At 55.5% G+C, this 26,695-nt stretch carries 19 protein-coding genes and 1 pseudogene; 7 read left to right on the forward strand and 13 right to left on the reverse strand.

Translation table 11 applies throughout. The features are described from left to right. Positions 1–3: 3 nt before the first annotated feature. Together ACN085_RS07685 and ACN085_RS07690 are read right to left on the reverse strand one after the other, a co-directional pair. Positions 4–1,035 carry a magnesium and cobalt transport protein CorA gene (locus ACN085_RS07685; RefSeq protein WP_419105254.1) on the reverse strand — a complete coding sequence of 344 codons (1,032 nt, stop codon included), beginning with the start codon at positions 1,033–1,035 and terminating at the stop codon, positions 4–6. Between the two features lie 3,259 nt (positions 1,036–4,294). After that, positions 4,295–5,587 carry an adenylosuccinate synthase gene (locus tag ACN085_RS07690; RefSeq protein WP_419111130.1) on the reverse strand — a complete coding sequence of 431 codons (1,293 nt, stop codon included), beginning with the start codon at positions 5,585–5,587 and terminating at the stop codon, positions 4,295–4,297. Between the two features lie 421 nt (positions 5,588–6,008). Here ACN085_RS07690 and ACN085_RS07695 point away from each other — a divergent pair, with 421 nt between their 5' ends. Next, on the forward strand, positions 6,009–6,953 hold the full coding sequence (locus ACN085_RS07695) for an Ltp family lipoprotein (RefSeq protein WP_419111131.1): 945 nt from the start codon (positions 6,009–6,011) through the stop codon (positions 6,951–6,953). A 25-nt stretch (positions 6,954–6,978) separates the two neighbouring features. On the opposite strand, the gene ACN085_RS07700 is transcribed toward ACN085_RS07695, so the two are convergent. The 3 genes from ACN085_RS07700 to ACN085_RS07710 form a co-directional block, all read right to left on the reverse strand. After that, positions 6,979–7,965 carry an aldo/keto reductase gene (locus ACN085_RS07700; RefSeq protein WP_419111132.1) on the reverse strand — a complete coding sequence of 329 codons (987 nt, stop codon included), beginning with the start codon at positions 7,963–7,965 and terminating at the stop codon, positions 6,979–6,981. Between the two features lie 10 nt (positions 7,966–7,975). Next, positions 7,976–9,472: an MDR family MFS transporter gene (locus ACN085_RS07705; RefSeq protein WP_419111133.1), complete on the reverse strand. Its 1,497-nt coding sequence runs from the start codon at positions 9,470–9,472 to the stop codon at positions 7,976–7,978. Positions 9,473–9,630: 158 nt separating this feature from the next. Continuing rightward, the gene (locus ACN085_RS07710) at positions 9,631–10,422 is read right to left on the reverse strand and encodes a hypothetical protein (protein ID WP_419111134.1); all 792 of its coding nucleotides are present in this window, start codon (positions 10,420–10,422) and stop codon (positions 9,631–9,633) included. 263 nt (positions 10,423–10,685) lie between these two features. Between ACN085_RS07710 and ACN085_RS07715 the strand changes: the two genes are divergently transcribed. Beyond that, a complete protein-coding gene (locus ACN085_RS07715) occupies positions 10,686–12,662 on the forward strand; it encodes a M13 family metallopeptidase (protein ID WP_419111135.1) in 1,977 nt (658 codons plus the stop codon). A 333-nt stretch (positions 12,663–12,995) separates the two neighbouring features. Then, positions 12,996–13,217, forward strand: a pseudogene (locus ACN085_RS07720) (LLM class flavin-dependent oxidoreductase); the annotation flags it as partial. Between the two features lie 178 nt (positions 13,218–13,395). Here ACN085_RS07720 and ACN085_RS07725 read toward each other — a convergent pair. Both ACN085_RS07725 and ACN085_RS07730 read right to left on the reverse strand, forming a co-directional pair. Continuing rightward, a complete protein-coding gene (locus ACN085_RS07725; protein WP_419111136.1) occupies positions 13,396–13,977 on the reverse strand; it encodes a class I SAM-dependent methyltransferase in 582 nt (193 codons plus the stop codon). Positions 13,978–14,134: 157 nt separating this feature from the next. After that, on the reverse strand, positions 14,135–14,464 hold the full coding sequence (locus ACN085_RS07730) for a hypothetical protein (RefSeq protein WP_419111137.1): 330 nt from the start codon (positions 14,462–14,464) through the stop codon (positions 14,135–14,137). 282 nt (positions 14,465–14,746) lie between these two features. Between ACN085_RS07730 and ACN085_RS07735 the strand changes: the two genes are divergently transcribed. Beyond that, positions 14,747–15,172, forward strand: coding sequence for a low molecular weight phosphatase family protein (locus tag ACN085_RS07735; protein ID WP_419100282.1), 426 nt, complete (start codon positions 14,747–14,749; stop codon positions 15,170–15,172). Positions 15,173–15,375: 203 nt separating this feature from the next. On the opposite strand, the gene ACN085_RS07740 is transcribed toward ACN085_RS07735, so the two are convergent. Then, positions 15,376–16,098: a DUF4870 domain-containing protein gene (locus tag ACN085_RS07740; RefSeq protein ID WP_419111138.1), complete on the reverse strand. Its 723-nt coding sequence runs from the start codon at positions 16,096–16,098 to the stop codon at positions 15,376–15,378. Positions 16,099–16,282: 184 nt separating this feature from the next. Between ACN085_RS07740 and nadE the strand changes: the two genes are divergently transcribed. Further along, positions 16,283–17,104 carry an ammonia-dependent NAD(+) synthetase gene (gene nadE / locus ACN085_RS07745; RefSeq protein ID WP_419111139.1) on the forward strand — a complete coding sequence of 274 codons (822 nt, stop codon included), beginning with the start codon at positions 16,283–16,285 and terminating at the stop codon, positions 17,102–17,104. Between the two features lie 315 nt (positions 17,105–17,419). Here nadE and ACN085_RS07750 read toward each other — a convergent pair whose 3' ends face one another. From ACN085_RS07750 to ACN085_RS07770, 5 genes are read right to left on the reverse strand one after another with little or no spacing between them, the layout of a single operon-like run. Further along, positions 17,420–18,733 (reverse strand): M18 family aminopeptidase, encoded by a 1,314-nt coding sequence (locus tag ACN085_RS07750; RefSeq protein WP_419111140.1) that lies wholly within the window; start codon positions 18,731–18,733, stop codon positions 17,420–17,422. 10 nt (positions 18,734–18,743) lie between these two features. Further along, on the reverse strand, positions 18,744–19,892 hold the full coding sequence (locus ACN085_RS07755) for a lysostaphin resistance A-like protein (RefSeq protein ID WP_419111141.1): 1,149 nt from the start codon (positions 19,890–19,892) through the stop codon (positions 18,744–18,746). Between the two features lie 46 nt (positions 19,893–19,938). Then, on the reverse strand, positions 19,939–21,231 hold the full coding sequence (locus ACN085_RS07760; protein ID WP_419111142.1) for a glycosyltransferase 87 family protein: 1,293 nt from the start codon (positions 21,229–21,231) through the stop codon (positions 19,939–19,941). A gap of 6 nt (positions 21,232–21,237) precedes the next feature. Then, positions 21,238–21,720, reverse strand: coding sequence for a hypothetical protein (locus ACN085_RS07765; RefSeq protein ID WP_419100288.1), 483 nt, complete (start codon positions 21,718–21,720; stop codon positions 21,238–21,240). 21 nt (positions 21,721–21,741) lie between these two features. Further along, positions 21,742–22,245, reverse strand: a complete 504-nt coding sequence (locus ACN085_RS07770; RefSeq protein WP_419111143.1) for a DUF456 domain-containing protein — start codon at positions 22,243–22,245, stop codon at positions 21,742–21,744. 193 nt (positions 22,246–22,438) lie between these two features. On the opposite strand from ACN085_RS07770, the gene ACN085_RS07775 reads away from it, so the two are divergent. Together ACN085_RS07775 and ACN085_RS07780 are read left to right on the forward strand one after the other, a co-directional pair. Beyond that, entirely contained in the window at positions 22,439–23,713 is a 1,275-nt protein-coding gene (locus tag ACN085_RS07775) for a hypothetical protein (RefSeq protein ID WP_419111144.1), read from the forward strand. 97 nt (positions 23,714–23,810) lie between these two features. Next, a complete protein-coding gene (locus tag ACN085_RS07780; protein ID WP_419111145.1) occupies positions 23,811–26,675 on the forward strand; it encodes a multicopper oxidase domain-containing protein in 2,865 nt (954 codons plus the stop codon). Positions 26,676–26,695 lie beyond the last annotated feature (20 nt).

Here is a 26,695-nt window from a genome sequence, read left to right on the forward strand (position 1 = left end):
GGGCTAGAGCCAGCCCTTCTTGCGGAAGACCACCCAGAGGATCAGGGAGACAAGGGCCATGAGCCCCAAAGAGGCAGGGTAGCCCCAGGCCCAGTGTAACTCTGGCATCTCATCAAAGTTCATTCCATAGATAGACCCAATGACCGTTGGGACGACCAGGATCGCCGCCCAGGCGGAGATACGCTTCATGTCATCGTTCTGCCGTTCGGCAACAATGGTGGAGTTAACAGCCAGAGCATTTTCAAGCGATGCTTTTAGGTCATCGACCCGTTCGTTAATCTGTAGGACGTGGTCGTGGACGTCGCGGAAGAGGCGAATGAGCTCTACGCCCTCTTCGGTTCCGGTGGTGCGACCGGTTGTTTCCATCAGGCGGAGGCGGCCCATGAGCAGGTCCAGCATAGGCACCAGGGGTTTTACCGCGCGTTTGAAGTCGGCTACCTCGTTGAGCAGGCCGTAGATACGCTGGGAGATTTCGGAGGCTTCCCCGCCGGAAGAGAAGAGGGTGTCTTCGATTTCGTCCCCATCATTTTCTAGCCCGTCTATGACCGGGTAGTAGCTATCAACCAGGCTATCCAGGACTCCGTGCAAGAAAAACATGGTCTGGGCACTGGTGGCGCAAGTCTGCATTACCAGCTCATTAAAGTTCTGGTTCATGGCAGCACGGGTTTTCTCGGCTGACCGCAGTGAGTCTTTAACCAACCAAATCATAAAGTGAGGACCAACGAAGAGGTGGGTCTCCCCCAGCCGAAGCTCCTCGGTGTCGTCCAGGTAGACGATGGACCGCAGAACCAGGAAGTAAGTGTCGCCGTAGCGCTCTATTTTGGCGCGCTGGTGGCCGTGCTCCGAGTCTTCAATAGCCAGCGGGTGGAGGTCAAAGAGAGCCGCCAGAACCTCTAAATCCTGGTGACTGGCCTCAAGAAGGCCAACAAATGTACGGTCGCCCACCTGTGGTTGAAGCTCCGCGAAGTCTTTCAGGGTGCCGTATTCTTCGATGTCGCCATTGGCGCGCACAATTTTGCTGAGGAGAAGAGCCATGCTCACCATGCTATAGGAGCCTGCCCCACCGACATGAACTTGCCGGGTAACTCAGCCTGAGGGGTGCCATGAGGCTTATTCAAAAGTAGGAACACACCCCATACCCACCAACCAGATAACGGCACCAGCAAATGACAATCAATGAGGATAAATCATCACAAATAATCTCAAACCCACCGAAAGAACCATTACTCCACCAGCGCGCAAGAGGACTCACACCTCAACAATTCACCACACCACCAAGAGCCCCACCACCCCCAGCATCTGGGCAAAACCAAGCAGCCAACCACCAGCATTCACCCTCGCCCAAGCCCTCAAAGCCCCGCTAACCTACCACCGGCGCAATCTCACTGAAGAGCTCCCTACTGAACTCTTCGACACCTCTCACCCCACCATCGCGCGGACCATCAACAGCATTAAGAAAGCGCCTCAAAATCTCTTTCCCCGCTCAATCCACCCTTAAACCAGCTCACTCAAAACACGGGGCCTTTGGCGATTGGCAGAACCCTGATTCCTCCTTGGAATTGGTGCTCCCAAGGTAAAACAAAACTTCTTCTGTAAGGGCAAACAGGCTGGTTCAACCATCATGTCATTTGCCCCCGGGGGAACTCTTGACTATCACTGACCCTATACCCAGGGCCAAGCATGATTCGCGCACTTTTAAGCATCATGGGCTGGACCGGGGGCCGGATTCATCTATCTTGGCTGCTAAGGGTTATATCGAGCTAGGCCTAGTCATTTTAGTCAGAGACAGTAAAGTCCACAAGACACCTGCGGATGTGAAGGCGGTGAACAGGTTCATTAATTTACGTCGGGCGGTGGTAGAGCAGGTGGCTGCGCAGGTAGGGATGCCTGGCAATTTAGTTTTGGCCTATGTGGAGCTATTTGTTTCTCTTTTAATATCACTAGTTCAGATAACGACGATGATGTATCGTTGGGTTTTGAATTAGGTGCTGGTGGGGAGCTTAGCGCTGATACATTTATTGGAAGAACCTCCGGGGACCCAACTCCTGAGTACAGCACAGCATATAATAGTTTTTGCCAGGCCGCGTACGGAGGAGGTTGGAAGAGCGGAATGCAGGTACCTATCGATGGAAGCCCTGGATCAACCTCCAATGGGTTTTTATTCGGTGTCGGAGTAGGGTGTTCTCAAAGTTTTTCATGGGACTGGGGAGTGAAATGATACCGATCAATAGTGTTGATTGTATTTTTTGAATTTTTGGTGCCCTACTAGGAGCTTCCTTTAGTATCTACCGAATAATGAAATACCCCTCACGGGTAAGAAACCAAAAAGGAATATTCATTCCAGGAATCCCACCAGGGCCCCTTGCGGATAAAATTTTATATACTGTATCCCCTATAGCTGTATTTATCGGAGGCATTCATTTAGCAATGAAGAAAATCCCTTTATAAAAAATGTTTTATTTTCACCTTTTTCTATACATTGATTGCACTAAAGCAACAAAGGAAATACTTATGTTTAATATATTCGAGCATGTTAACCTCCCCGTATTTATCACTTCGTGGATCGGCTTTGCTATTTTTGGCATATTCCTTCCGCCGGTAACACATGACAAAGGAGTATGGTTCTTCATTAGTATCGCAATTTCAATTGTTTTTCTTATCATCTTTTGGTATCAAGTTTTGAAAGCTTTTGCGCGAAGAAAGCAAGATACCGTCAGGGAATCTGACCCGCATGAGTAAGAAGAAAGAAATGAGCGCAAAACACATACATGGACATCCTAAACCGTATCTATTAACCGGGAGATAACGACTTATATGGAGGAGTAACGTTTGGTATTGGGGCGAGCTGGTCTCGTACGTATGATAAATTTTGGCCTGCAAAGTAGGGGTATGTAGTAATGAATAATCTAGTAATTATAGTCGGAGCATTGGCTTTTATAGTGGGGACAATACTTTCTATATATCGAATAAGAGTATATCCAGATCGGGAAAGTGGGAAGCGGGGAGGTATTTTTCTGCCCGGCGTAGAAGCCGGATCATTTATAGATAGAATGTGGTATATAGGGTCATCACTAGGATTTGGGCTCATGGGGCTCGTATGGATTATTAGTGAATTGATGAAAAAACCATGAAGAGGGATTATAAAATTTTTCTATCTGCATGGATAATAGGATTTTTATCCACTTCATTGATACCCTTTTTTCAAAACGAAAAATCTTTTGTGTTCTATATGCTATTTATTTTTACTGCAATTTCCTATTTAATTTTTCTGGTTTATGGAATTAGGATTCTTTCTAATTTATTTACATTTAAAAAGAAAAATAATTAGAAATATCGAAACCATTTTGTGATATTTCGAAACACAAAAAATAATTGACATTCATGTTGAGAAGATTCATCATGAGGGTAAACTGCTTATGTTGAACACCCCCTGCAACTGGTGACCCTCTCTTTCTACGCGATACGGATAGGGCCAGTGTTCCTATATATATTTCTGATCTGATTGATTCTGATATTCGTTTGGTGAAGGATGATGGTTCGCCGCCTGACTATAATAGGGCATGTGTATACTTAGCGTTATAGGTCTTGTGGGATCTGGGCTTGTTTTTGCGGGCAGCATTATTGCCTTACCCAAGACTTTTGGGGCAACAACTCTAACAGCTATTGGCTCAGGCATAGTCTTTTTAGGAGCACTAGGAATGGCAGGCTTAACATGTCTCTAAAAGAAAAATATACGAGTCGTAAAAAATACTCTAGAATCCTTCTACTACTCGGATCCCTTTTTTACCTGGTAGCACTTTTAGGATTTTCATATTTTTACCTAAAAACCCCTGTGGGAATTTTTCTTGCGGTTTTAATATTATTTACACTAATCGCAAATATATACATATTAATAAAATATTTTAAAAAGTAAGTATTAATCTACAGCCAACCTCCAAGTTTGCGGAACTAACCAAGACACTGATATCTCCACAGAGTCAAACCCCCCAAAAAAAATTTGGGTAACTTTTCAAGGTCTACGATCTTATCCCAGCTCTCATATACAGCCCTGCACCAGCGGATAGCAAAACCCAATAAGCAAGATAAGCCAGATATTAATTAAGCAATAACCCGTCCCATCGCCGACCACAACCGGGCTTACGCCGAATTATTCCACTTTAGCCAGTCACTGAACCACCGCGGTCAGAAAAAATTTTGAGGTGTTGTCCTTTGAAAAAGTCAACAAATCTCTTAAAAGGTGAGGCCCGCTCCCCTACCAGGAGCGGGCCTCACCTTCCATACGGGTTAGTCCAAGTTAGTCTTCCTCAATCAGGTCGCGGACCACAATAGTCTGCTCGCGGCCCGGGCCAACACCAATAGCCGAGATACGACAGCCAGAGATCTCTTCGAGCTTCTCTAGGTACCTACGGGCATTGACGGGCAGCTCTTCAAGAGTCTTAGCCTCAGTAATGTCCTCAGCCCAACCGTCAAAGTACTCATAAATAGGCTTTGCATGGTGAAAGTCCGACTGAGTCATAGGCATCTCATCAAAGCGAACGCCGTCCACATCGTAGGCCACACAGACCGGAATTTTCTCCAACCCGGTGAGCACATCCAGCTTGGTGATGAAGAGGTCGGTAAAGCCGTTAATGCGTACGGCCTGACGGGCCAACACCGCGTCATACCAGCCACAGCGTCGGGGGCGGCCAGTATTGACCCCAAACTCTCCACCGGTCTTCTGCAAGAACTCGCCCATCTCGTCAAAGAGTTCTGTGGGGAAGGGTCCAGCACCCACGCGGGTGGTGTAGGCCTTCTGAATACCGATGACGCGGGAAATGCGGGTGGGGCCAACACCGGAACCAACCGAAGCGCCGCCTGCGGTGGGGTTCGATGAGGTCACGAAGGGGTAGGTGCCGTGGTCAACGTCCAAGAAAGTGGCCTGGCCGCCCTCCATGAGCAGGGTCTTACCCTCATCCAGCGCCTTGTTAAGGAGCTGGGTTGATTCCACAATCATAGGCGCTAGCCGATCGGCGAAGCTCATGAAGTAGTCAACGATCTCTTCGACCTCAACGTGGCGGCGGTTGTAGACCTTGACCAGCAGTTCGTTCTTCTGGCGCAGGGCCCCTTCAACCTTCTGACGCAGGATAGATTCATCGAGAATATCCTGCACACGGATACCCAGGCGGCCCACCTTATCCATGTAGGTGGGGCCAATACCGCGACCGGTGGTACCGATAGCACGCTTGCCCAGGAACCGTTCGGTCACCTTATCCATGGTCTGGTGGTAGGGAGCCACCAGGTGGGCGTTGGCTGAAATCTTGAGTTTGGAGGTGTCTGCCCCGCGCGCTTCAAGCCCGTCAATTTCTTCAAAAAGGGCCTCGGGGTTCACCACAACACCGTTACCGATCACCGGGACAGCGTTTTCTGAGAGGATACCGGCGGGAAGGAGCTTGAGCTCAAACTTCTGGCCGTTGACGACGACGGTGTGCCCGGCATTGTTGCCACCGTTGGGCTTGACGACATAGTCAACGCGACCGCCAAGCAGGTCGGTTGCTTTGCCCTTACCTTCGTCGCCCCACTGGGCGCCTACAATCACGATTGCTGGCATAAAAGTCTTACTCCTGAATAGGTGTCACCTGCCGGGTTTCACGGCGGTGGGGTGGCGCTGAGCTAGCTGTGTATGCGGTTTGGCGCAGAGCACACCGTTTTTAAGAATACCAAGGTGGCACAGTATTGAGAGGGGCGGCGCGGTTTTCTGGCAAGAACAAAAGTAGAAGGCTCCCTCGGTAGGCACCCTATATACAGGGACTCATACAGTGCTCAGTGGGTCAGAACCCATTATGCGAAGCCTAAAAATCATAGGACATCGCAATTCTCCAAGAAAGATGTTTTACAAGTAAAATATTCTATATTTATTTAAAAATTGTAAATTTTACAAGTCACATAAAACTAATCACCATTCCACCACAAACACCATAAATCTCCAAGCAATACCGCCCAGTAATTTTTAATAAATTAGAATGGGTAGCATGAGCAGCTTTCCCCCCAATAGCGCCCCAGATTCCCCCCAACTAGCACCCCCACAAACGGAGACTCATAAACCTAAAAACCGCATAGGACTTATAGCCCTTACACTTTCCGTGTCGGGGCTCATCTTCGGCATTTTTCCGGCAACCTCGGTCCTGGGCTGGATCCTGCTACCCGCCGGCTTTGGTGCCGGAATCGCAGGTCTCTTCCAAAAATCAAAGGAAAGAGTTACCTCAATTCTGGCGATTGTTCTTTCCTTTCTGGGCACCGTCATTTGTGGCATCGTACTATTGGTTACAGCGGTCCTCTCCGCTTCGCATCAGCCAGCAGCTAGACAGCCAGCAAGCGAAACTGAGGCAGAATCCCCCGTCGCTTCATCTTCGCTGTCAGCACCGGCGCTCATGCAACCCGCCGATTCCAGCCTTGCCTCATCTTCGGCTCAGCCAAGCACAACCACAACCCCCTCAAAGGCAGAATCACAGTCAAAGGGCAGCGTCCCTGACGGCTACGAGAATGCTCTGGCAGAAGCACGCAATTACGTCAAAATTATGGACTTCTCCTACGCCGGGCTCTACGACCAGCTCACCAGTGAATACGGCGGAAAGCACTCGGCAGAGGCCGCCCAGTACGCTCTGGATAATCTGGAGGTTGACTGGAATGCCGAAGCCTTAGGAGCAGCACAGAACTACATTGACATCATGTCCTTCTCCTATGCCGGGCTCTACGACCAGCTCACCAATGAATACGGTGAGCAGTTCACCCCCGAACAGGCCCAGTACGCGGTGGATCAGGTCAAGGTTGACTGGAATGCCGAAGCACTAGAGTCAGCCCGGAGCTACATGGACCTGATGGACATGAGCACCGACAGTCTCTACGACCAGCTCACCAGCAAGCACGGTGAACAGTTCACCCCCGAACAGGCCCAGTACGCTATCGACCACCTCTAACCGGGAAGCCCCTCTTGTGACGTGATTAGAACAGCGCGACCTTGGGAGGTGCCGGGAAGATCGCGTCGAGTTGCGCCAGGTCGATGTCACTCAGACGGGTCACGATGGCCGCCACATTCGCTTTGACCTGTGCCTGGCTCGTTGCTCCCGCGATTACCGACGCCACCGGGTTCTGCTGGGCCAGCCAGCTAAAGGCAACCTGCACCTCGGTAAGACCGCGCTCGAAGGCAAAAGCAGAGAAAGCCTCCAACTGCCCCCAGTTGGCGCCCTCTAAGAGGGCGGGCTTGATGCGAGTCAAACGGCCATCAGCAGGAGCTTGGGTACGGGTGTATTTACCGGTCAAGAGACCGTTAGCTAGGGGGAAGTAGGGCAGCAGGCCCAGCCCGAACTCGCGGGCTGCCGGTAGAACCTCCAGTTCAGCCCTGCGGTCCAGTAGGTTGTAGTGATTCTCAGCAGCTATATAACGGTGGCCCAAGGCGCGGCCTAGGTGCTCAGCGTGGGCTAGTTGCCAGCCAGCGTAATTAGAGGAGCCAATATAACGCACCTTGCCCTGCTCAATCAGGGTGCCCAGAGCAGAGAGGGTTTCCTCAACCGGGGTGGCGGGGTCGGGGGTGTGATGGAAGTAGAGGTCAATATAGTCTGTGCCCAGGCGGGTCAGTGACGCTTCAACAGCGCGCATAATGTAGCGGCGGGACCCGCGCACACCGTAGTCACGCCCATTCACACCGCCCATATCCATGCCGAACTTGCTGACAATCACGATGTCGTCCCGGTCTATCCCAGTCTCACGCAGGGCACGGCCAAACATGGTCTCGGAAACCCCGGGCTCGGCGCCGTAGATATCGGCAACATCGAAGAGGGTGATGCCCTCGGCTACAGCAGCGGCAAGGACGGCGTTAGTGCCAGCCTGTGTTTCGGTTGCGGTTTTACTGCGTCCCAGGTTGTTACACCCCAGGCCGACCGCTGATACGGTTAGCCCGCTCTTACCCACTTGGCGATATTCAATACTCATAGCCTCTACCTTAGCGGGCTGCGGGTGCGGCTCCGGTGGATTGCTTGCCCGCAGGTACCAGAAGAGCAACGACCAGGCAGACCAGTGACAGGCAGGCGGCAGCGAAGAAGGCCAGGTGCACGCCGTCCATGTAGGCGGCCAGATCGGTCTTTTTGCTGGTAGCTTTTCCTAGCTCGAGCAGGGCCACAAAGCTGGCGGTAGCTGCAGCGCCCGAAACCTGCTGGAAGGTAGTCATAGCCGATGAGCCAAAAGCCTGCAGTTCGCCGTTGAGCGACCCCAGGCCCACCGACATCATGGGTGTGTTAATGAGGGGTAGCGAGAAGCTCATGAGCATGTAGGTTGCTACCACGTACCAGACAGCGGTGTCCTGGCTAAAGGTGCTCATCAGCCAGATAGATGCGATAAAGAGAACCGCACCGGGGATCACCAGGGTACGAGTGCCCAGACGGTCAGCCAGGCGGCCAACAAAGGGACTGAGTACGGCCATGAGCAGGCCACCGGGAAGGAGCATCATACCGGTCTCCAGCGGGGTCAGGCCCAGGACGTTCACGGTGTAGAGCGGAATCAGGATAGCGGTACCCAGCATGACACCCATACCCACCGAACTCATCATAACGGTGAGGGTGAAAGGCCGTGCCTTGAAGATACGCAGGTCCATGAAGGGGCCGCGTTCTTGGAGCTTAATCTGGCGCACCACAAAAGCGGCGATAATGACGGCGGCAAGACCAATGACCAGCCAGGGGCTAACCGGCAGGTGGGCACCGCCGTGGGTTGATTCCCCGCCAAGCGAGGAGAGACCCAAGACCAGGCCGCCGAAGCCTGCGGTAGATAGAACGATGGAGAGCAGATCAAGACGTTGGCTTTTGCCCTGGGGCTTACCGGCAGGTGCCAGGCGGGAACCCACAGCAAGGGCAATCAAACCGATAGGCAGAATGAGCCAGAAAAGCCAACGCCAGCTCGCAACATTCAGAATCAGGCCAGAGACGGTGGGGCCAGCAGCAGGGGCCGCTGAAATGACCATACCGATGATGCCCATAGCCTGGCCGATTTTACTGGGTGCAACCAGACGCATCATGGTGGTCATCAGCAAGGGAATCACGATGCCGGTTCCGCCCGCCTGAAGCACTCGCCCTACCAGGAGTAGAGCAATGCCGGGGGCTGTAGCCGATACCAGAGTACCTAGCGAGAAGAGGGCCATAGCTCCCAGGAAGACCGCTCGAATGGAGTAGCGGGAAATAATGAAGCCCGATGCGGGGGTCACCACAGCCATGGTGAGCATAAAGCCGGTGGAGGTCCATTGGGCAGTTGCTGCCGCGATGTTGAGGTCTTCCATGATGTTGGGAAGAGCCACCCCCAGTAGGGTTTCATTGAGAATCAGAACAAAAGCGGATAGAACCATGATGGCAAGTAGTAGGAACTCATGACGTTCAAGCGACTGAGTCTGAGGACTAGCCTGGGGTCTTAGATGTTCTGATGGGTTGCTCTGGGCAGGCTGAGATGAAGGCATAGGCTACTAACCCTACCTAAAGGATGACCTAGTTAGCTATAAAATCTTGCTCACAGCCAGCTGACCTTGAGGTCAGGTAGGTACAAGAAAAAACGCTAGGGCTAGTAGCTTTTGCCACTAGCCCTAACGTCTTCTGCGGGTATCTAGGTAGAAAAACCTTAGAACTTGCCGTCGTAACCGCTACGCCAGGTGTTACCGGCAATACCAACGGTATCTAGTACGTGCCAGTGGCCGGTAGCCTTGTTCCTGATAACCCAGATAGCCTTGATCCAGCTTTGGCAGGAGCTAAACCAACGGTTAGCTGTTTTAATCTGTAGTTTGCCGACCCCGTGGGTGTTGCTGAAGCAGACGTTGTTGGACTGAACCATGATGGACCCCTGGGGTAGGGTGATGGTGCAGGGCCCGGAGCTACAACCGTCGAAGGCGTAAGGCATAGTAAGCCCGCTGACGTCACAGGGGCTAGTCCAGTTACCGGCAAAAAAATTGCCGCTGCTGTAGTAGCCACGGCTGATGCAGCGGAAACGTTCGGCGGCGTTACCGTGGGTGTTGGCGCGTGAGCCATCGCCACACACGGGCACCAGGTAGCACTGAACGTCGTAGCCTGCGCTACCTGCGGAAGCATCTAGGGTCAGGGTGGTGGTGTTGCCAAAGCACCAGCCTTCACCGTTGCTCTGGTCTGTGAAGTGTGCACAGGGAATCTGGCTCATCCAGTTACCGTCGTGGCAGCCCGGGGGCAGGGGTACCTGGCCGCCACCGCCGGTGCTGGGGGGGTTGGGGTTACCGGGGTTAGGGGTGGGGTGGGGGTGACCGGGGTGAGGAGTGGGCGTGGGCTGGGGTTGTCCACCGGGTGGGGTGGTGCTATCAGCAAATGCAGCTGGGGCTACTGCCATCAGGGGTGCTGCAATAGCCAGACCTTTAAGAGCCGTACGGCGATTTGTAGAAAGAGTCATGATTTTCTCCCTAGAGAAATAGTGGTGTGTCACACGTGTATGGGTGCGGTGAGGCTGGGGCGCAGGTACCCTTTGAAGGGTCCTAAGCTCGCTTGCTCACACATCATTTTTCTCCAGAAAAGTGCTGATAACTAGAGGAAACTCCAATTTGTGGCGATAAGAGTGGGCATTGTAGGTAGTTCTGTTGATAGGCTGGTCACGCCCTGAGCCAAACCCACTAAATCAGGTCAAGAAGATATCAGCAGACCTCTAAACTGAGAAGCATGACACATTCAGGTATTGATACCAGCTTCCTTGACCCCGCCACCAACCCTGCCGACGACTTTTTCCGTTACGTCAACGGCACCTGGTACGACTCCCACCAGATTCCCGCCGACCGTTCACGTGACGGTGGCATGTACTTCTTGCGCGATGCCGCCGAAAAGCATGTGCGTGAGATTGTCGAAAAGTTCGCCGCAGAACAGCCCGGCTCCCGTATCGGTGCGCTCTACTCATCTTTCATGAATACCGAGAAAATTGAGCAGGACGCCCTCACTCCCCTACTTGCCGAAGTCGAGCAGGTTTTGGCCGCCGCCACCCCCGATGACATGGTGCGGGTCATGGCAGCGCTCGATGTTCAGGGCCACGGCGGCCCCTTTGGCTGGTACACCAGCATTGACGCTAAGAACCCCGAGAAATATGTGCTCTACCTGTCCCAGACCGGTCTGGGCCTGCCTGATGAGTCCTACTACCGCGACGAAAAGTACGCCGAGATCCGTGATGCCTACCTTCAGCACATCACCCGCATGTTTGAGCTGACCGGCCTGGCCGAGAACTTTGGGCTAGAAGCCGCCGATGCCGCTAAAGCTGTCTTTGCCCATGAGACCGAGATTGCCTCCCACCACTGGGATAACGTTAAGTCCCGCAATGCCGATCTGCGCTATAACCCAATTCAGGCATCGGAGCTAGAGGGCAGTTTCCCAGGCTTCCCCTTTAGCAGCTGGCTTGAGGGCATGGGCATCTCTCTGGAGAAAGCGGGTACCGTGGTGGTTAACCAGCCCTCCTACTTTGAGGCCGCCGCCCAGATGTGGGCCACTGCCCCGCTGTTTATCTGGAAGCTCTGGTACATCTGGCATATGGCTCATTCCCGTGCGCCCTACCTGACCGAAGCGATTGTGGCTGAGAACTTTGACTTCTACGGGCGTACCCTTTCGGGTTCCCAAGAACTGCGCGAGCGCTGGAAGCGCGGAGTTGGTCTGGTAGAAGGTTCCCTGGGTGAGGAGCTGGGTAAGGAATACGTTGCTATCCACTTCCCGCCAGCCCACAAGGCTAAGATGCTGGAACTGGTCAATGACCTGCTGGCGGCCTACCGCGAGTCGATTGGCACCCTGGACTGGATGACCGATGAGACCCGCGCCCGCGCCCTGGAAAAGCTGGGTAGCTTTGTCACAAAGATTGGTTACCCCGACACCTGGCGGGATTACTCTGAGCTGGAACTGACCGATGATCTCTTTGAGAATCTGCGCCGGTCGGCGGTCTTTGAACACGAGTTCCAGGTGGGTCGCATCAACGAACCGGTCGATAAGAACGAGTGGCTGATGACCCCGCAGACCGTCAACGCCTACTACATGCCACCGGCCAATGAGATCGTCTTCCCTGCGGCCATTCTTCAGCCACCCTACTTTGATCCTGAGGCTGATGATGCCGTTAATTACGGTGCAATCGGCGGTGTGATTGGGCACGAGATTGGGCACGGCTTTGATGATCAGGGTTCTAAGTACGACGGCACCGGTGCCCTCAATAACTGGTGGACGGACGCTGACCGTTCAGAGTTCACCGAGCATACTAAGGCCCTGGTGGAGCAGTACAACGCCTACACCCCCACCGGCCTTGACCCCGAAAAGTTCACGGTTAATGGTGAGCTGACCCTGGGTGAAAATATTGGTGACCTGGGTGGTCTTTCTATTGCCTTGAAGGCCTACAAAATTGCGCTTGAGCGTCAGGGCCTGACCCTGGAGACTGCCCCGGTGATTGACGGCCTGACCGCCACCCAGCGTGTCTTTGTGGCCTGGGCGCAGGGCTGGCGTATGAAGACCCGCCCCCAGACCGCCGAGATGTTCCTGGCTATTGACCCGCACTCCCCCGAGGAGTTCCGTGTCAACGGCGTAGTGCGCAATATTGACGAGTTCTATACGGCCTTTGATGTTCAGCCGGGTGATGCCCTCTACCTGGCCCCCGAAGAGCGGGTTAAGATCTGGTAGAGCTACTGCCATGAATGCTTGGTGCTAGAACGATAGCGGTTGACCTCAGGTGGCGGTTGGTAACTAGCCAACCGCGCAGGGACTATACCTGCTGTATCTAGCACCTTGTAGCTCGGTCTATTCTCACCCCCTGTCTCCTATGGGGTCTTTTCTACTTCTACTGTCATGTCACCCGGTCTGTGGCCCTGGCTCAATTGAGCCAGGGCTCTTTTTTTGGGTAAGTACTTGCCCTAGGCATCCGACCCAAAACAAGAAATTACTTTACAAGGAAAGTATTTTGGTTTAGAGTGGGGGCTATACAAGAGATAAAACTCAAAAAGAAAGGCATCCATCATGCAATTTGGCATCTTCACAGTAGGCGACATCACCCCAGACCCCCACAGCGGCAAGGCCCCCAGCGAGTACCGGCGCCAACGCAATATCGTCGAAATGGCTCAAAAAGCCGAAGAGGTAGGGCTAGATGTCTTCGCAGTAGGCCAGCACCACAACCCACCCTTTATAGCCTCCTCTCCTACCACCACCCTCGCCTATATTCCAAATACCCAAGAAACCCTCAATGCAGGGTCCTTCTTTGGTATCGCAGGTCAGAAAAGACCCGGGCCTCAAGCCGCTCAGGTAACTCGGCCACAGGGGTCAGTTGGGCTCTCTGTCACCCCTTTTGAAGAGCTCCTTAGAGCGGATTAGGTCTCTGGTGCTCATCTGTAGCCTGTGAAGGCAACTGCCACATATGCCCTTATCTCACTTCTGCAGCAGTAGGTAAGGGCTTGTACGGTCTCTGGGCTATTAGCTCAAAGGTGTGCCAGAACTTCTCCCCCGAAAAAGTCTTACCCCAGTAGGCCTGTTCCTCAAGTCGATGCACTTGCATGCCGCGTAGGCTCTCCTCCAACCAGGAACGCTCAACACTAGAAATATCAGATTCCTGCGCCCAACTATCCTCGGGGCCAAAGAGGTCCACAGCAATCAGCCCGCCAGGGGCAAGACTGTTCAGGAGCCGACTCCACACATCACCAAAAACCTCCGGTGGGCAGTACGGCAGGGAAAAGCCTGCATAAATACAGCAAAAATACGATGATTCTAAACCCACATCTTGCATAGGCAAGGTTGCAAGTTCCCAGCGGCTCAACCACTCGGGGTTCGACCGAACTATCTCTTGTGCGATGAGTTTCCCAGAGTCAGGAGTAGGCTCCACTGACAGAACATCAAACCCTTGAGCCAACAGTGCTTTTGTTTCAATGCCAGCTCCAGCCCCCACATCAAGAGCCTTGCCCCCGCAAACATCTAGGAGTGAGAGGGCATCAGTCAGTAAAGAGCGCACAGGTCTGCCCACCTGGGCTTGATTGTACCCACTCCAGTGTCCCGCATCATGTGAAAGCATAGTTTTATACTATCCAAATTCTGTGTGATTCACGCCCCATAAAAATACACCTGCCCTCTCGTCCCAGCGAGAAGATAGATGCTCACCGCGGAGGGAACTAGCTCATAGCAGGTGTTTCCCACAGGTTCAGCACGGTGCCGATCCCCTTCTTGACCGCCTTGCGGTAGACCACGGTGCCCCAGGCAATATCCTTAATAGGTATGCCTCCCACCGAGTAGACTGTAATCTTCTCTTCTTCGTCCTCGGGGGCGGGGTGCTTCAAGGCCAGCCCCATACCGCGCAGTTCAGAGGTGTCCATCTGCCCGTTATGGATACGGTCGTTGAACTTGCACCCAATAATGGACAGGTGGTTGTGCGACTTGCCTGGCTCGGTTCCCTCGGCCCAGGCATGGTACATGCCGGCATTATCCAACAGTTTGCCAATCACAGGGCCAAACATTCCCTAGTCCAGCTGCTCGGCCAGTAGGGTAGTCACCGCGCGTCTGGAGGGCAGGGGCTTCTTCCATGTCGTCAGTGCAGGCGGCGACATCTTCAACACCAGCTAAATGGTATTCACGGTATCTAGGCAGGGTCTAACCTGCCTGGAGAAGTTTCCTCTTCTTTCGGACCCAGCCAGGTTCACTTGTGCATATTTTTGCAGGGTACAGCTGGCCAGCCGCCCTGGGCGCTAGGCTTATCTTTAGTCACCAAACTCAAGCTGAGGAGAGCTATGGCAACCCCACCCCGCGTCCTTTTTGTCTGCCAGTCCAACAAGGGAAAGTCACAGATGGCGCAGGCCCTGATGAACCTGCACGCCCAGGGGCAGGTGGTCGCCACCTCAGCGGGAACTCAGGCCGCGGTTGGTGGTGCTGTAAACGCTGAGTCTGCTGAGTCACTAGCTGAGCTAGGGGCCGATATGAGCACCGGCTACCCCAAGTACGCGAGCGAGCAGGAGCTACAGGAGGCCGACCGCATCATTATTGTTGGTACCGCCGCCCACCTTGAAGGGGTCAGCCCCGAGATTGAAGCTAAGACCGAGCGTTGGGAAACCGATGAACCGTCCCTGCGCGGGATTGAGGGAGCTGAGCGCATGAAGCTGATCCGTGATGACATCAACCAGCGTGTCCTGGCCCTGCTGGACGAGCTGACCGGCTAATACCTACCTTTCATCCGTGGTAGCAGAAGGCTCACAGCGAAGTTGCTGGCTCGGAGCGGGCGTGAATCGCCGTGTGAGCGATAGCGAACCAGGTGAGAAGGTCAGCAAGGAGCATGAGTCTGGCCTACCCCTGATAAGGGAAAGGGACTGGAAGGCACCGCATTAGCCCGGCGCTTCCAGTCCCTTTGAGCGTTAAAGGCCTACTAGCTCAGGACCTTGATGGCCATGGGGTAGTCGTAGACCTGCCCGTTATTTGCCTTAACAGCGGCAATAATGTGCAGAACAATGAGGGCTACCCAAACAGCAAGCAGGATAATCCAGGTAAATACCGCTGCTATACCAAGCGTGGCAATGGTAAGAATCCAGACAGCCACGTTGATAAGCCACATGGTGAAGGAGAAGTTAAAGGCCCCAGCCGCTGCGTAACGCACGAACTGGTAGCCGGGCTTGTCCTTGTAAATGAACCAGAAAATCAGAGGCCCAATAAAATTAAGGGATGAGACCGTAACTACCAGCCCAATCAGACCTGAAAGGTGGGCGAACAAAGCCATAGATTTGGCATCAGAAGGAATCTGGTTGCCGTAGGCATCAAAGGTTGGCTGACCAACGCCCGGCTGGCTGGGGCCGGACTGACCGTAACCAGGTGCGCTGTAGGCACCAGGCTGGCCGGAAGGCTGTTGGCCGTAACCGGGTGATTGCGGTGCGTAGGGGTCAGCTTGGGCAGAAGCGGGTTGCTGAGCGGTGTAGTCCTGTGTCTGCTGGCTGGGCTGACCGTACACCGGGGTGTCCTGCTGGGGCGCGTTGGGGGCCTGCTCGACTGGTTCCGGCTCAGCCCGGTGGTTCGGTGACTGGGGAGCCTCACCCTCAGGGCCGATTGATGAATTGCTGTTCTGGTGGGGCAGGTGAGGATTGTTCTGCTCAGTCACGCTGAAGCCTTTCGCGGGGTTATTTACTTCTACCTAATACTCTAAGTCAACCCCAACAGGTTTATACCGTTGAGGGGCCTCATCTGCTCTGAAATCATCCTCACAGATGAGCATATAAGACCTCTTTCTCATTCTCTGGGGCTAGATAAGGCGCAAGGAGAGGGCTCCCGAGTAGCATGGAGTCATGCGCGAACTACAGGCTCACATTATTGAAGAACTGGGTGTTAAACCCACTATCGATCCCACCGAGGAAATCCGCAAACGCGTGCAGTTCCTGGTTGACTACCTCAAAATTACCGGGACCCGCGGCTTCGTGCTGGGCATTTCCGGGGGACTAGATTCCACTCTGGCGGGCAGGCTCTGCCAGCTCGCGGTGGAGGCGCTGGAACTTGAGGATATCCAGGCCGAGTTTATTGCCGTACGCCTACCCTATAAGGTGCAGGCCGACGAGGAGGATGCCCAGGCCGCCCTGCGCTTTATCATGCCCCAGCAGACCGTGACCTATAACGTTGCGGCGGCTGTTGATGGTTTCGAGTCGGCATTTGCCGATGCCACCGGCCAGCCGATTTCGGACTTCAATAAGGGCAACGTCAAGGCGCGCGCCCGTATGATCGCCCAGTACGCCCTAGCCGGTGAGAGGAACCTGCTCGTGGTGGGGACCGACCACGGGGCGGAGGCTGTGACCGGCTTCTTTACCAAGTTCGGGGACGGCGGGGCCGACATAATGCCTCTCTTTGGCCTCAACAAGCGCCAAAACCGTGAGCTGCTCAAGGTTCTGGGGGCTGAAAAGAGGCTCTGGGAGAAGGTGCCCACCGCTGACCTGCTCGATAGCAAGCCGGGCCGTACCGATGAGGACGAGTTGGGTGTCAGCTACGACCAGATTGATGACTATCTTGAGGGTAAAGAGATTGACCCTGTGGCTGCTGAAAATATTGAGGGCCGTTTCTTGCGCTCACGCCATAAACGCACCACCCCCGTCACCGTCTTTGATACCTGGTACAGGTAACACTTTTGCTTGAAGTCAGCCCCGCCCGGTTTGGTGCGGGGCTGACTTTTTAAAGTCTTATCGGAGCGGAACCTTGAGCGCTGTGCCCTTGGTTGAGCCAACTGGCTCGGGGCTGGCGTTAAGGGTCTTGGAGAGGTTGGTGTCTTGGGCTCTGTGCCCTTGGTTGAGCCAACTGGCTCGGGGCTGACGTCAAGGGTGTTGGCATAGGCCTGGTATTCAAGCTCTGTGCCCTTGGTTGAGCCAACTGGCTCGGGGCTGGCGTCAAGGGTGTTGGCGAAGCCAAGGGCACAGAGTTCTACCCATTCAGCTGTGCTTTTACAGGCGGTAGAAACCCTCAATAGCGCGGGCCAGGTAGGCCATATCAGCTACGGTGGTCAGCTCCCGGGCCGAGTGCATAGACAAGAGCCCAACACCCACATCGACCGTTCGCATACCCAGGCGGGTGGCGGTGATAGGCCCAATGGTAGAGCCGCAAGGAACATTGTTGTTCGATACGAACTCCTGGTAGGGAACCCCAGCGAGTGCACAGGCCTGAGCGAAGATACCGGCCCCCACCGCATCGGTGGCGTAGCGCTGGTTGGCGTTGATTTTGAGCAGGGGCCCGCCACCGGGCAGGGGGCGAACGGTGGGGTCGTGGTGGCCGGTGTAGTTGGGGTGGACCAGGTGCCCCGCATCGGATGAGAGGCAGATGGAGGCGGCCAGGGTTCGGCGGTAGTCCTCAACAGTTTCTCCCCTGGCCTGGGAGAGTCGAACCAGTACGTCTTCGAGGAAGGGCCCGGCGGCACCGGAGCGGCTTTCTGAGCCGATTTCTTCGTGGTCGAAGGCGGCCAGCATGACGGTGTGCTGGGGGTTGTTCGGCTGGTGGGCAGCGTATCGGGTGAGGGCGGTCAGCCCGGCGTGCACGGAGCTGAGGTTATCCAGACGGCCCGAGGCAAAAAGTTCCTGGTTTTCGCCGAAAACGCTGGGGGGTGTTGCATCGGCGAACATGAGGTCGTAGCCCACGATGGTGGTGGGGTCTACCGGCCCGCCATCGGCGTGTTCTGCTAGGTAGGCCAGGACGTCTCCGGTGGAGTCCCCGAAGCCCCAGAGCGGGTAGAGGTTGCCCTGCTTATCCAGCTTAAAACCGTTGTTGGCTTCTCGGTCCAGGTGGATGGCGAGCTGGGGTAGGCGGGCGATGGGTCCGGTGGCGACCAGCCGGTTTTCTAGGTGACCGTCGACCAGTAGGGTCAGGCGTCCGGCTAGGCGCAGTTCTCTGTCGAGCCAGGAGTTGAGTAGGGGTCCGCCGTAGACTTCGACTCCTACCTGGTTCCAGGTCAGGGTGCGGATGGATGACTTAGGCTTGACTTTGAACCCCGGTGAGTCGGTGTGGGCACCGAGCACACGGTAGCCGGTATGGGACTGGGTACCAACCCAGGCGATGATCGCTCCGTCGCGCACCACAAAGTGCTTGCCGGTTGCTGCGGAGCTATCCCAGGTTGCTTCTTCATCAAGCGGGGTGAAGCCGGCGGTGCCTAGGCGGCGGGCGGCTTCTGCGGCGGCCTGGAAGGAGGTGGGTGAGGCGGTAATAAAGGCCGCCAGGTCATCGATGTTGGTGCGGGGGTCAAGCGGGGTATCAGCCGGAAGAGTCATGGGACACATTTTACCGGACGGGGGCGGGGCGGGGTGTTGGCTGTTCTTTGACCCAGACCTGCGCGGGGCGGGTGCGGGCTAGGTTCTTCTTCTTGGCAAGGAGCACAACCACAAGCACGAAAATACCGTTGGTGATCAGTGATGAGGTAAAGCCTGCTAGGTTAGAGCCTTCTTGCAGGAAGGGGTCAGCCAGGCCAAAGACCCCGAAGGTCATAGCGACGAGGTTATTGACCGTGTGCAGGGCGATTGCGGCTTCAAGCCCGCCGGTGCGCCAGGTGATGTAGCCTGCGGCGATCCCCAGTGTCAGGACGGACAGCTGACCCCAGAGGTCGTACATGTGGCCCAGCATGAAGAGTGGGGCGGGCAGGACGATAGCCCAGGCCGGGTGTTTGAGCCAGCGGCCGATGCTTTGCATGAGAAAACCCCGGAAGACCAGTTCTTCGGCATAGGCCTGAAAGGGAACGACGAGGCCAATACAGATCAGGAGCACTATGAGGGTTGTGCCCTGAGCTTGGGGTGCGAGTTGGTAGGTGCTACCGGTAGCTGCCTCAAGGGCCAGGGGGATCAGAACCATGATGAGTGTGGACAGGCCCAGGCATACCATGAGCCAGCCCCAGCGCATACGGCCCGCAACGGAGTGAATCAGACCCCAGGGCTTGGGGCCCATGATGAGGCGGGCCAACCAGAGGCAGGGGAACATGAGCGCTACCGACCCGAAGAGCACTGTGAAGATAAGGGGGTCTGTAAGGGCCTGGGCTTGGAGCTGGGCGGTCATGTCGCTGGCTGTGGCGGTGGCATCGATGGTCATCTGCCCGGAGGCGGCCTGCTCCTTGAGGGCGCTCATCAGGCTGGGTATGAGCAGGGCTATGCTCAAGATAAGGGCCAGAACAAGGTAGAGGGGAGCACCAATTACTGCCTCAACCAGGGGTTTCCACCAGCGGCTCTTGGGGTCGGTCAGGGCTAGGCGGTGGTAGCCCAGCTCTTGGTGCTCTTGCCGGTAGCCGGGCCGCCAGCCTACCGGGGGTAGGTAGGGTGGCGGCTGGGTGTTCGGGGTCTGCGGAATGACAGGGGTACGCCAAGGAACTTCTTGCTGGGTCTGAGCAGGGGGTGTGGTTTCTTGGTCGGGTCCGTATTGGGGAGGCATCTGCGAACTAGTCATAGTATCTACCCTAGACATTTTTGGGGAGGCCCGTAGGGGCTTGACCCTAGATTTTGGTTTGGGTGCTCGCTAACTGTTGACGGTAGCGGAGGGCCACCAGCGCCCAGAGGAGCACCAGGGCGCTCAGGCAGATGATGGGCAGGGCGGAGAGGCTCAGCGCCAGGTGGCTGAGCTCGTCCAGGTTGTGGGTGGCCGGGTCCATGCGGATACCGATGCGCATCGGCCCGTAAATCAGACCGGCACAGCCCAGTACCGCTAGACCTGCCGCCAGCCAGCGCACCGGTTTGGTAGCTAGGGCGAAGAAGACGGGGAAGGCGTCCAGCCACAGGCCCGCCATGAGCAGGGGTAGCCAGATGTTGTGGTGGGACCAGGAAATCGGTGACATGGCCAGCATGAGGAAGCCGTTGAGGGCTATCTGTGACAGCACCATGCCCCGGCGGTGAAGAACCGGAATCAGGTAGGCAACCCCCGCCAGTAGGGCCACAATAATGCTGCCGCGCAGGGCGGTCAGCAGGGGGCCTTCGGTCAGACCTAAGTGCAGGAGCCAGCCCAGGGTGGAGATGTTGTCCACGTAGTTGATGTTTCCCACGCGGGAGGGGTCAGAAATGGCGTAGAACCAGAACTCGCGGGCGGCGGCGGGCATAAAGACGAAGCCCGCGGCTACCGTAGCCAGGAAGCTAGCGCCCAGGGTGAGCAGGCCCTTGATGTCCCGGCGCATGAGTAGAATCAGCCCAAAAGCCAGCGGGGTGAGTTTGATACCGCCGGCAATACCGATCAGGACACCGCGTGGCAGACGGCTGGCGGGGCGGAGCAGGTCAGCCATGACCAAGAGCAGAATCAGGGCGTTAATCTGGGCTAGGCCGATGCTGCGGTCCCAGGGGCTGAACATGGTGATACAGGTAGCCAGAACAAGAACCAGTGAGCGGCTACCGAGGAGGGCCTCACCGGGTACGGTTACCCCGCGTAAGCGGGCGTAGTTGAGCACCAGAACCGAAATCCACAGGGCTGCACTCATGGCCAGGAGCGTCATCATTCCAGCGCCAACGCCCAGGGGCAGGAAAGCAAAGGGGGCAAAGACCATGACCGCAAAGGGCGGGTAGGTAAAGGGCAGGGCAATAGGCTTGCCCTCTTGCAGGTAGTAGTTATAGAGGGTTTTACCCGGGTAAAGGTCGCCAAAGACCACGCCTGCGCCGGTGCGGTAGACCTCGAAGTCCTGGCCGTTGAGAAAGATGGAGTGGCGAATGTGCCACTGCATGACCGCTAGGCAGAAAATAGCGGTCAGGATCGGCCAGATACGGTGGCGAGCCGGTAGCGTGGCGCTCAGGCGAAGAATATTCACAACTAGCTACTCCTGGGGGTCCGCAGCCGTTCCCCGGTCCCTGGTGGCCGAGTCTTTGCGGACGGCGACCAGCTTGGTTCCCCTGCGGGCTTTGGCTCTACCGGGTAGGCGCTTGTCCACCCCTTCTTTCGTGCTGGTTTCCTTCTTGGGTAGAGCCGCTATGCGCAGGGCTAGTTCTAGCACCAGGAGCCCCAGGGCCGCGTAGAAGACGTAGTAGGAGGGGTAGAAGTAGTAGAGGCTGGCGTTCCAGCCTGCAACCGTTGCGCCCAGGGCAACAACGGCCAGGGCAAGAATAATGATGTGGGCCAGTGAAAACTTACCGGTGCCCTCACGGTTACGCCAGCTGATGTAGATAGACATGAGCGCAAAAAGGACGGGGAAGAAGATTTGGCCAGAAAGCGCCATGGTGTCATCGGTGTACCGGAAGATACCGAGAGCTTGGATGATTGCGGTGGCGGCCAGGATCAGGGAGGCAGGCAGAGTTTTCACGAGAGATTACTTTACCGTTCTTTAGGCAGTGACGAAGTAGATGATGGCGGTAAGAGTGAATATACTGCCAGCGGTGAGGGCGGCGGCTAGTTCGATGAGCATACCTAGACCCATAGATTTGAGGGCGGCCCAGGTGCTTGCCAGCGAGGTAGTAAGGTCACCGCCGCTGCGGGTGGTTTCGCTCAGGAAGAGGGCAAGTGCGAACCCCACGAACAGGCCAACCACGGGGATAAGGAACATGCCGGTTACGGCACCGACCACTCCCCAGAGGATAGATGAGTTGGGGATAGCCCTGCGTTTGAGGGTGCGCCCAGTCAGGAGGGCTTGAGCCATCATACCGGCAAGGACGATGGGTGCGCCCAGCCCTAGAAGCCACCATCCTTCGGGGCTCCGCAGGGTGAGGCTCCAGAGCAGGATTCCTGCCAGGACGGCCAGGGAGCCGGGCAGAACCGGGTAAACAATACCGATACAGCCTAGGGCAATGAGCAGAGCGGCCCCGAGAGTGATAAGGAAAACGAAATACATGCCTCTAGTTTATGGACTTTTTGTACAAAAAATCCTAACGTGCGTGGGGCGAGCCCAATTTCCATGATAAAATGGGTGTTTAAAATATACTCCCTCAGCTAGTATTTAAAAAAGATAAAATTAAATTTTTAAGAAATCCCAGCCACCTCCAAACAGCACCTTGAACCCTAAATATAAAACTAAGGATTTTAAATTGAAAAAAACGCTAACAACATTATTCCTCATAACTTCAACTGTCATGGCTACCGGTTGTGGTGCGGAAAATACCAATGTCAACGCAAGCCCTTCAAGCGATCAGAAAATTGGAAAAGAGCAATCTTTCGAGAATAAAAAATATGTAATGTATATTGACGAAGGTAGTATATCGAAGGATGTATCAACCCTAGGCGGTGACTACGATAAATATTATGATAAGTACATTAAATATATTGCTCCAAACGGTAAACCCATTACCATAGTTGCTGCTAGCCAAGTTACAAATGAGCAAGTTCTGAAAGCATACAATATACTGAGTTTTTATCTTACAAATACAGCAAAATACGATAAAACTGCAGTGGCTAATTCCATGGCCGACAACGGAGCGGTTCTTGTGATGCCAAACGGATCTGATGGGGATGGAAAAACACCTGAAGATGCCCTACTGGGACAACCCCTCTATCAGATGGAAACGCCTACTGCAGGCAGCAAATGGTACATGGACAATGACTATTCACACAGGGATGCCTCCTACGAAGAAATCTTTCATTTAGTCCACGGTGAAGGCATAGGCACAACTACAAGGCCTGCCGCTGAATCTGAACTAGCTCAAAAAATAAAATCGGGAATGGATAAAGCTCTCCCGCAGAATAAAGCAGACTGGGGCCAGAAAGGCCTGTGGGGGCTAAATTCTCTTGACTGGCTCAAAGAGCTAGAGGCCGAGGGTAGCTTGGAGAACGAGTATATAGTTTCTGGGATCGACTCCTATTATGGCCTCTGGGAAGCATACACCGAAAATGATAAGGGGATGTGGGGAATTTACATTCCTAAAAATAGATCTCAAGTACAAGAAAAGGACCCGGCGGCGTACGAAGTCATCACTGATTTTGTCGGCCCAGAGCTATCCTATATGGAAAGAATTTCACCGGATTTTGACGGAACATTCAAACTCTACTTGGATCAGAACGAAACTTACACCTTCAAGTCACAATATAATCAAAATGCTAGACTTACAGGTGCCAAAAATTCTAATCTTGAGGGCAACAACCTAGACAACATCTTATTGGGGAATAAAGGTAATAACATTATCGATGGCAAAGATGGCAATGATGTAGTTCAGCTATCTAGTAAATCGACTGAGTACGTTCTTACCCGAGATGGCGATGATATCTTAATCAAAGATAAAAAATCTAGAGATGGCGAGGACACCCTCAAAAATATAGAAATTTTAAGATTCACTGATAAAGATATTCCAGTAGATAAAATTTCATAACTAAAAGCCCGCATCAGCCGTAGGGCATAGGCTTCCTATGGCGACGAACCGCCTCCAGTTGATATAATCCGCATAGGATATACGATATTTTGGAGTGATGATGGCGGAGCCCACCCCCCAGCAACCAGAGAACGCACCTAAGCCGCATCAGGCACCAGGCCCGCAGGGGTCAGGGAACTCCCCCACCGCACCCACCCGTGGCTACCGGCAGGAACTCAGCATCGGGACCCGCCCCGTAGATGCGCCCGGCGCCCCTATCAGCGAGCGCCAGGCCCGCGATATAGCTACCGGCCGAGCAACATGGCACCGCAAGGCCTCCAAACCCGTCTCCCTCTGGATGTTTGCGCTTTTTGCGGTACTCATGACCCACCGGTGGATTCCCGAGTCGCTCTGGCTGATGGTGCACATGGTGACCCTGGGGCTGATAACCAACTCTATTCTGGTCTGGTCCCAGCACTTTACCGAGGCCCTGCTCAAAAACAAGCTGCCCGACAGCGCCCGCCCGGTTCAGCTGGTGCGCATCTACACGCTCAACGCTTCGATAGTTGTGCTCATGGTGGGGGTCATCTTCAACCTCTACCCCCTGACCCTGATTGGCTCGACCGGGGTGGGGCTTGTGGTGGCCTGGCACGGGCTGGCCCTACTTCAGCAAATGCGTTCTGCCCTGCCTGCCCGTTTCGGTACCAGCATTAGGTACTATATTGCCGCCTCCTGGCTCCTGCCCCTGGGTGCTACTTTCGGTGCACTCCTGGCCTACGACGGCACCAGTGCCACCTGGCATTCCCGCCTACTTTTAGCCCATGAGGCAGTGAACGTCCTAGGCTTTGTGGGCATCACCGTGGTCGGCACGCTCATGACGCTCTGGCCCACGATGCTCCGCACCGTCATGCTCCCCGATGCTGTGGCACGTTCTTCCCGCGCGCTGGTGCTCATGTGCGCCGGGCTCACGCTCACCGTCACCGGTGCCCTCATGGGGAATGCTCCCCTGGCTACATCCGGCCTGATACTGTACGCCGCCGCCCTGATTCTGGTGGGTGTGCTCATGGTAGGAACCACCGCCGCCAAGAAACCCTCTGACTACCCCACCTTCTCGGTGGCTGCCGGTATGGTGTGGCTGCTGGTGGGTGTCCTGTGGGCCGCCGTCCTGGTACTCACCCAGGGCCTAGAGAGCCTGAGCCTACGCCCCATCACCCCCGTCTTTGTGGCAGGCTTCTTAGCCCAGGTGCTGTTGGGCGCCATGAGCTACCTGCTCCCCGCGCGTATGGGCGGTGGGCCTAAGGCTGTGCGTGCCTCTAATCGGGAGTTCAACCGCTTCTCAGCCGGCCGAGTCACCATGATTAACCTGGCTCTTCTGGTCTTTATTCTGCCCGTGAACATCACCGGCTCATGGGTACGCACAGCGGCCTCCCTGCTGGGAGCTTTCACCCTCTTCGCTTTTATCCCGCTCATGCTACGCGGGGTCAAACAGTCAGTAGCTATCCGCAAAGCCATGATTCAGGCCCGCGCCCGGGGTGAAGCCCCCGTCCCAGACCCGGAAGCCCAGCACCCCCAACCGGTACCCCACCTGCGCCATGCCCTCATCGGTGCGCTGGCAGTGGTGCTGGTTGTAGGCCTGGGAGTGGCAGCTGATCCCGCCGCACGGGCACGACTGGCGGCAAGCGGGACCGGTTCCGCCGCTACCGGCCAGACCACCACCCTGACCGTTGAGGCAACCGCCGACATGCGCTTTACCCCCAACACCGCCGAGGTACCCGCAGGCAACCGGCTGGTCATCGAAGTCCACAACACCGATACCAAGAACGCCCACGACCTGACCTTTGCCAACGGCACCTCCACCGGGCGCATCAACCCCGGGGAAACAAAGACCGTAGAGGTCGGCACCATCACCCAGGATCTGGAAGGCTGGTGCTCCGTCATGGGCCACCGGGCCATGGGCATGACCTTTCAGGTAACTGCCACCGGCGCTACCAGCACTCAGGGCACCGGCGGTCAGCAGGCCGGGCACACCGCCGCAGGCCAGGTACTCTCCCCCACCGACATTGACCTGCAAGGCGACATCTCAGCAAACTACCAGAGCCGGGACGCCGCCCTAGCACCCGTCCCCGAGGGCGAAAACATCGACGGGCGCACCGTCCACCGCCAAACCTTCAAGGTTCAAGAACTCACCCGCGAGATAGCCCCCGGCACCACCCTGAACGCCTGGACCTACAAGGGCTCCTACATGGGCCCCACCCTGCACGGCAAAGTCGGCGATATTTTTGAAATTACACTGGTCAACAAGGGCAGTATGGGGCACTCCATCGACTTCCACGCCGGCACCGTAGCCCCCGACCAACCCATGCGCACCATAGCCCCCGGTGAAACCCTGGTCTACCGCTTCGAGGCTGCCGCCTCAGGCATCTGGCTCTACCACTGCTCCACCATGCCCATGAGCACCCACCTAGCCGCAGGCATGTTCGGCGCGGTAGTCATCGACCCACCGGACCTGCCCCCGGTAGACCGCGAATACCTGCTCGTCCAAAGCGAAGTCGCGCTCACCCAGGCCGGTAACACCCCCGAAGGCATACTGACCAACATCTCACCCGAAGGCCTGGCGGCAGGCACCCCCACCCTCACCCTCTGGAACGGCCACGCCACCCAATACCTACGCGACCCCCTGACAGCAAAAACCGGTGAGCGCGTGCGCATCTGGGTACTCAACGCCGGCCCCGGAGGCGACCTCAGCTTCCACATAGTCGGTAGCCAATTCGACACCGTCTACAAGGAGGGCGGCTACCTACTCCAAGGCGGAAGGGACGCTTTCGGCACCACCAAGGGGGCCTCCCAAGCCCTCGACCTAGCCCCCGCCCAAGGTGGCTTCGTGGAGATGACCTTCACCGAGGCAGGCACCTATACCTTCGTCAACCACGACTTCGCGGCCGCCGAACGTGGCGCTCGCGGTCAGATTAAGGTCACCGACTAGTCATTCGATAAGAAACCTGA

This window comes from Rothia sp. P4278 (assembly GCF_048512945.1).
In the GTDB taxonomy this organism is placed as follows: domain Bacteria; phylum Actinomycetota; class Actinomycetes; order Actinomycetales; family Micrococcaceae; genus Rothia.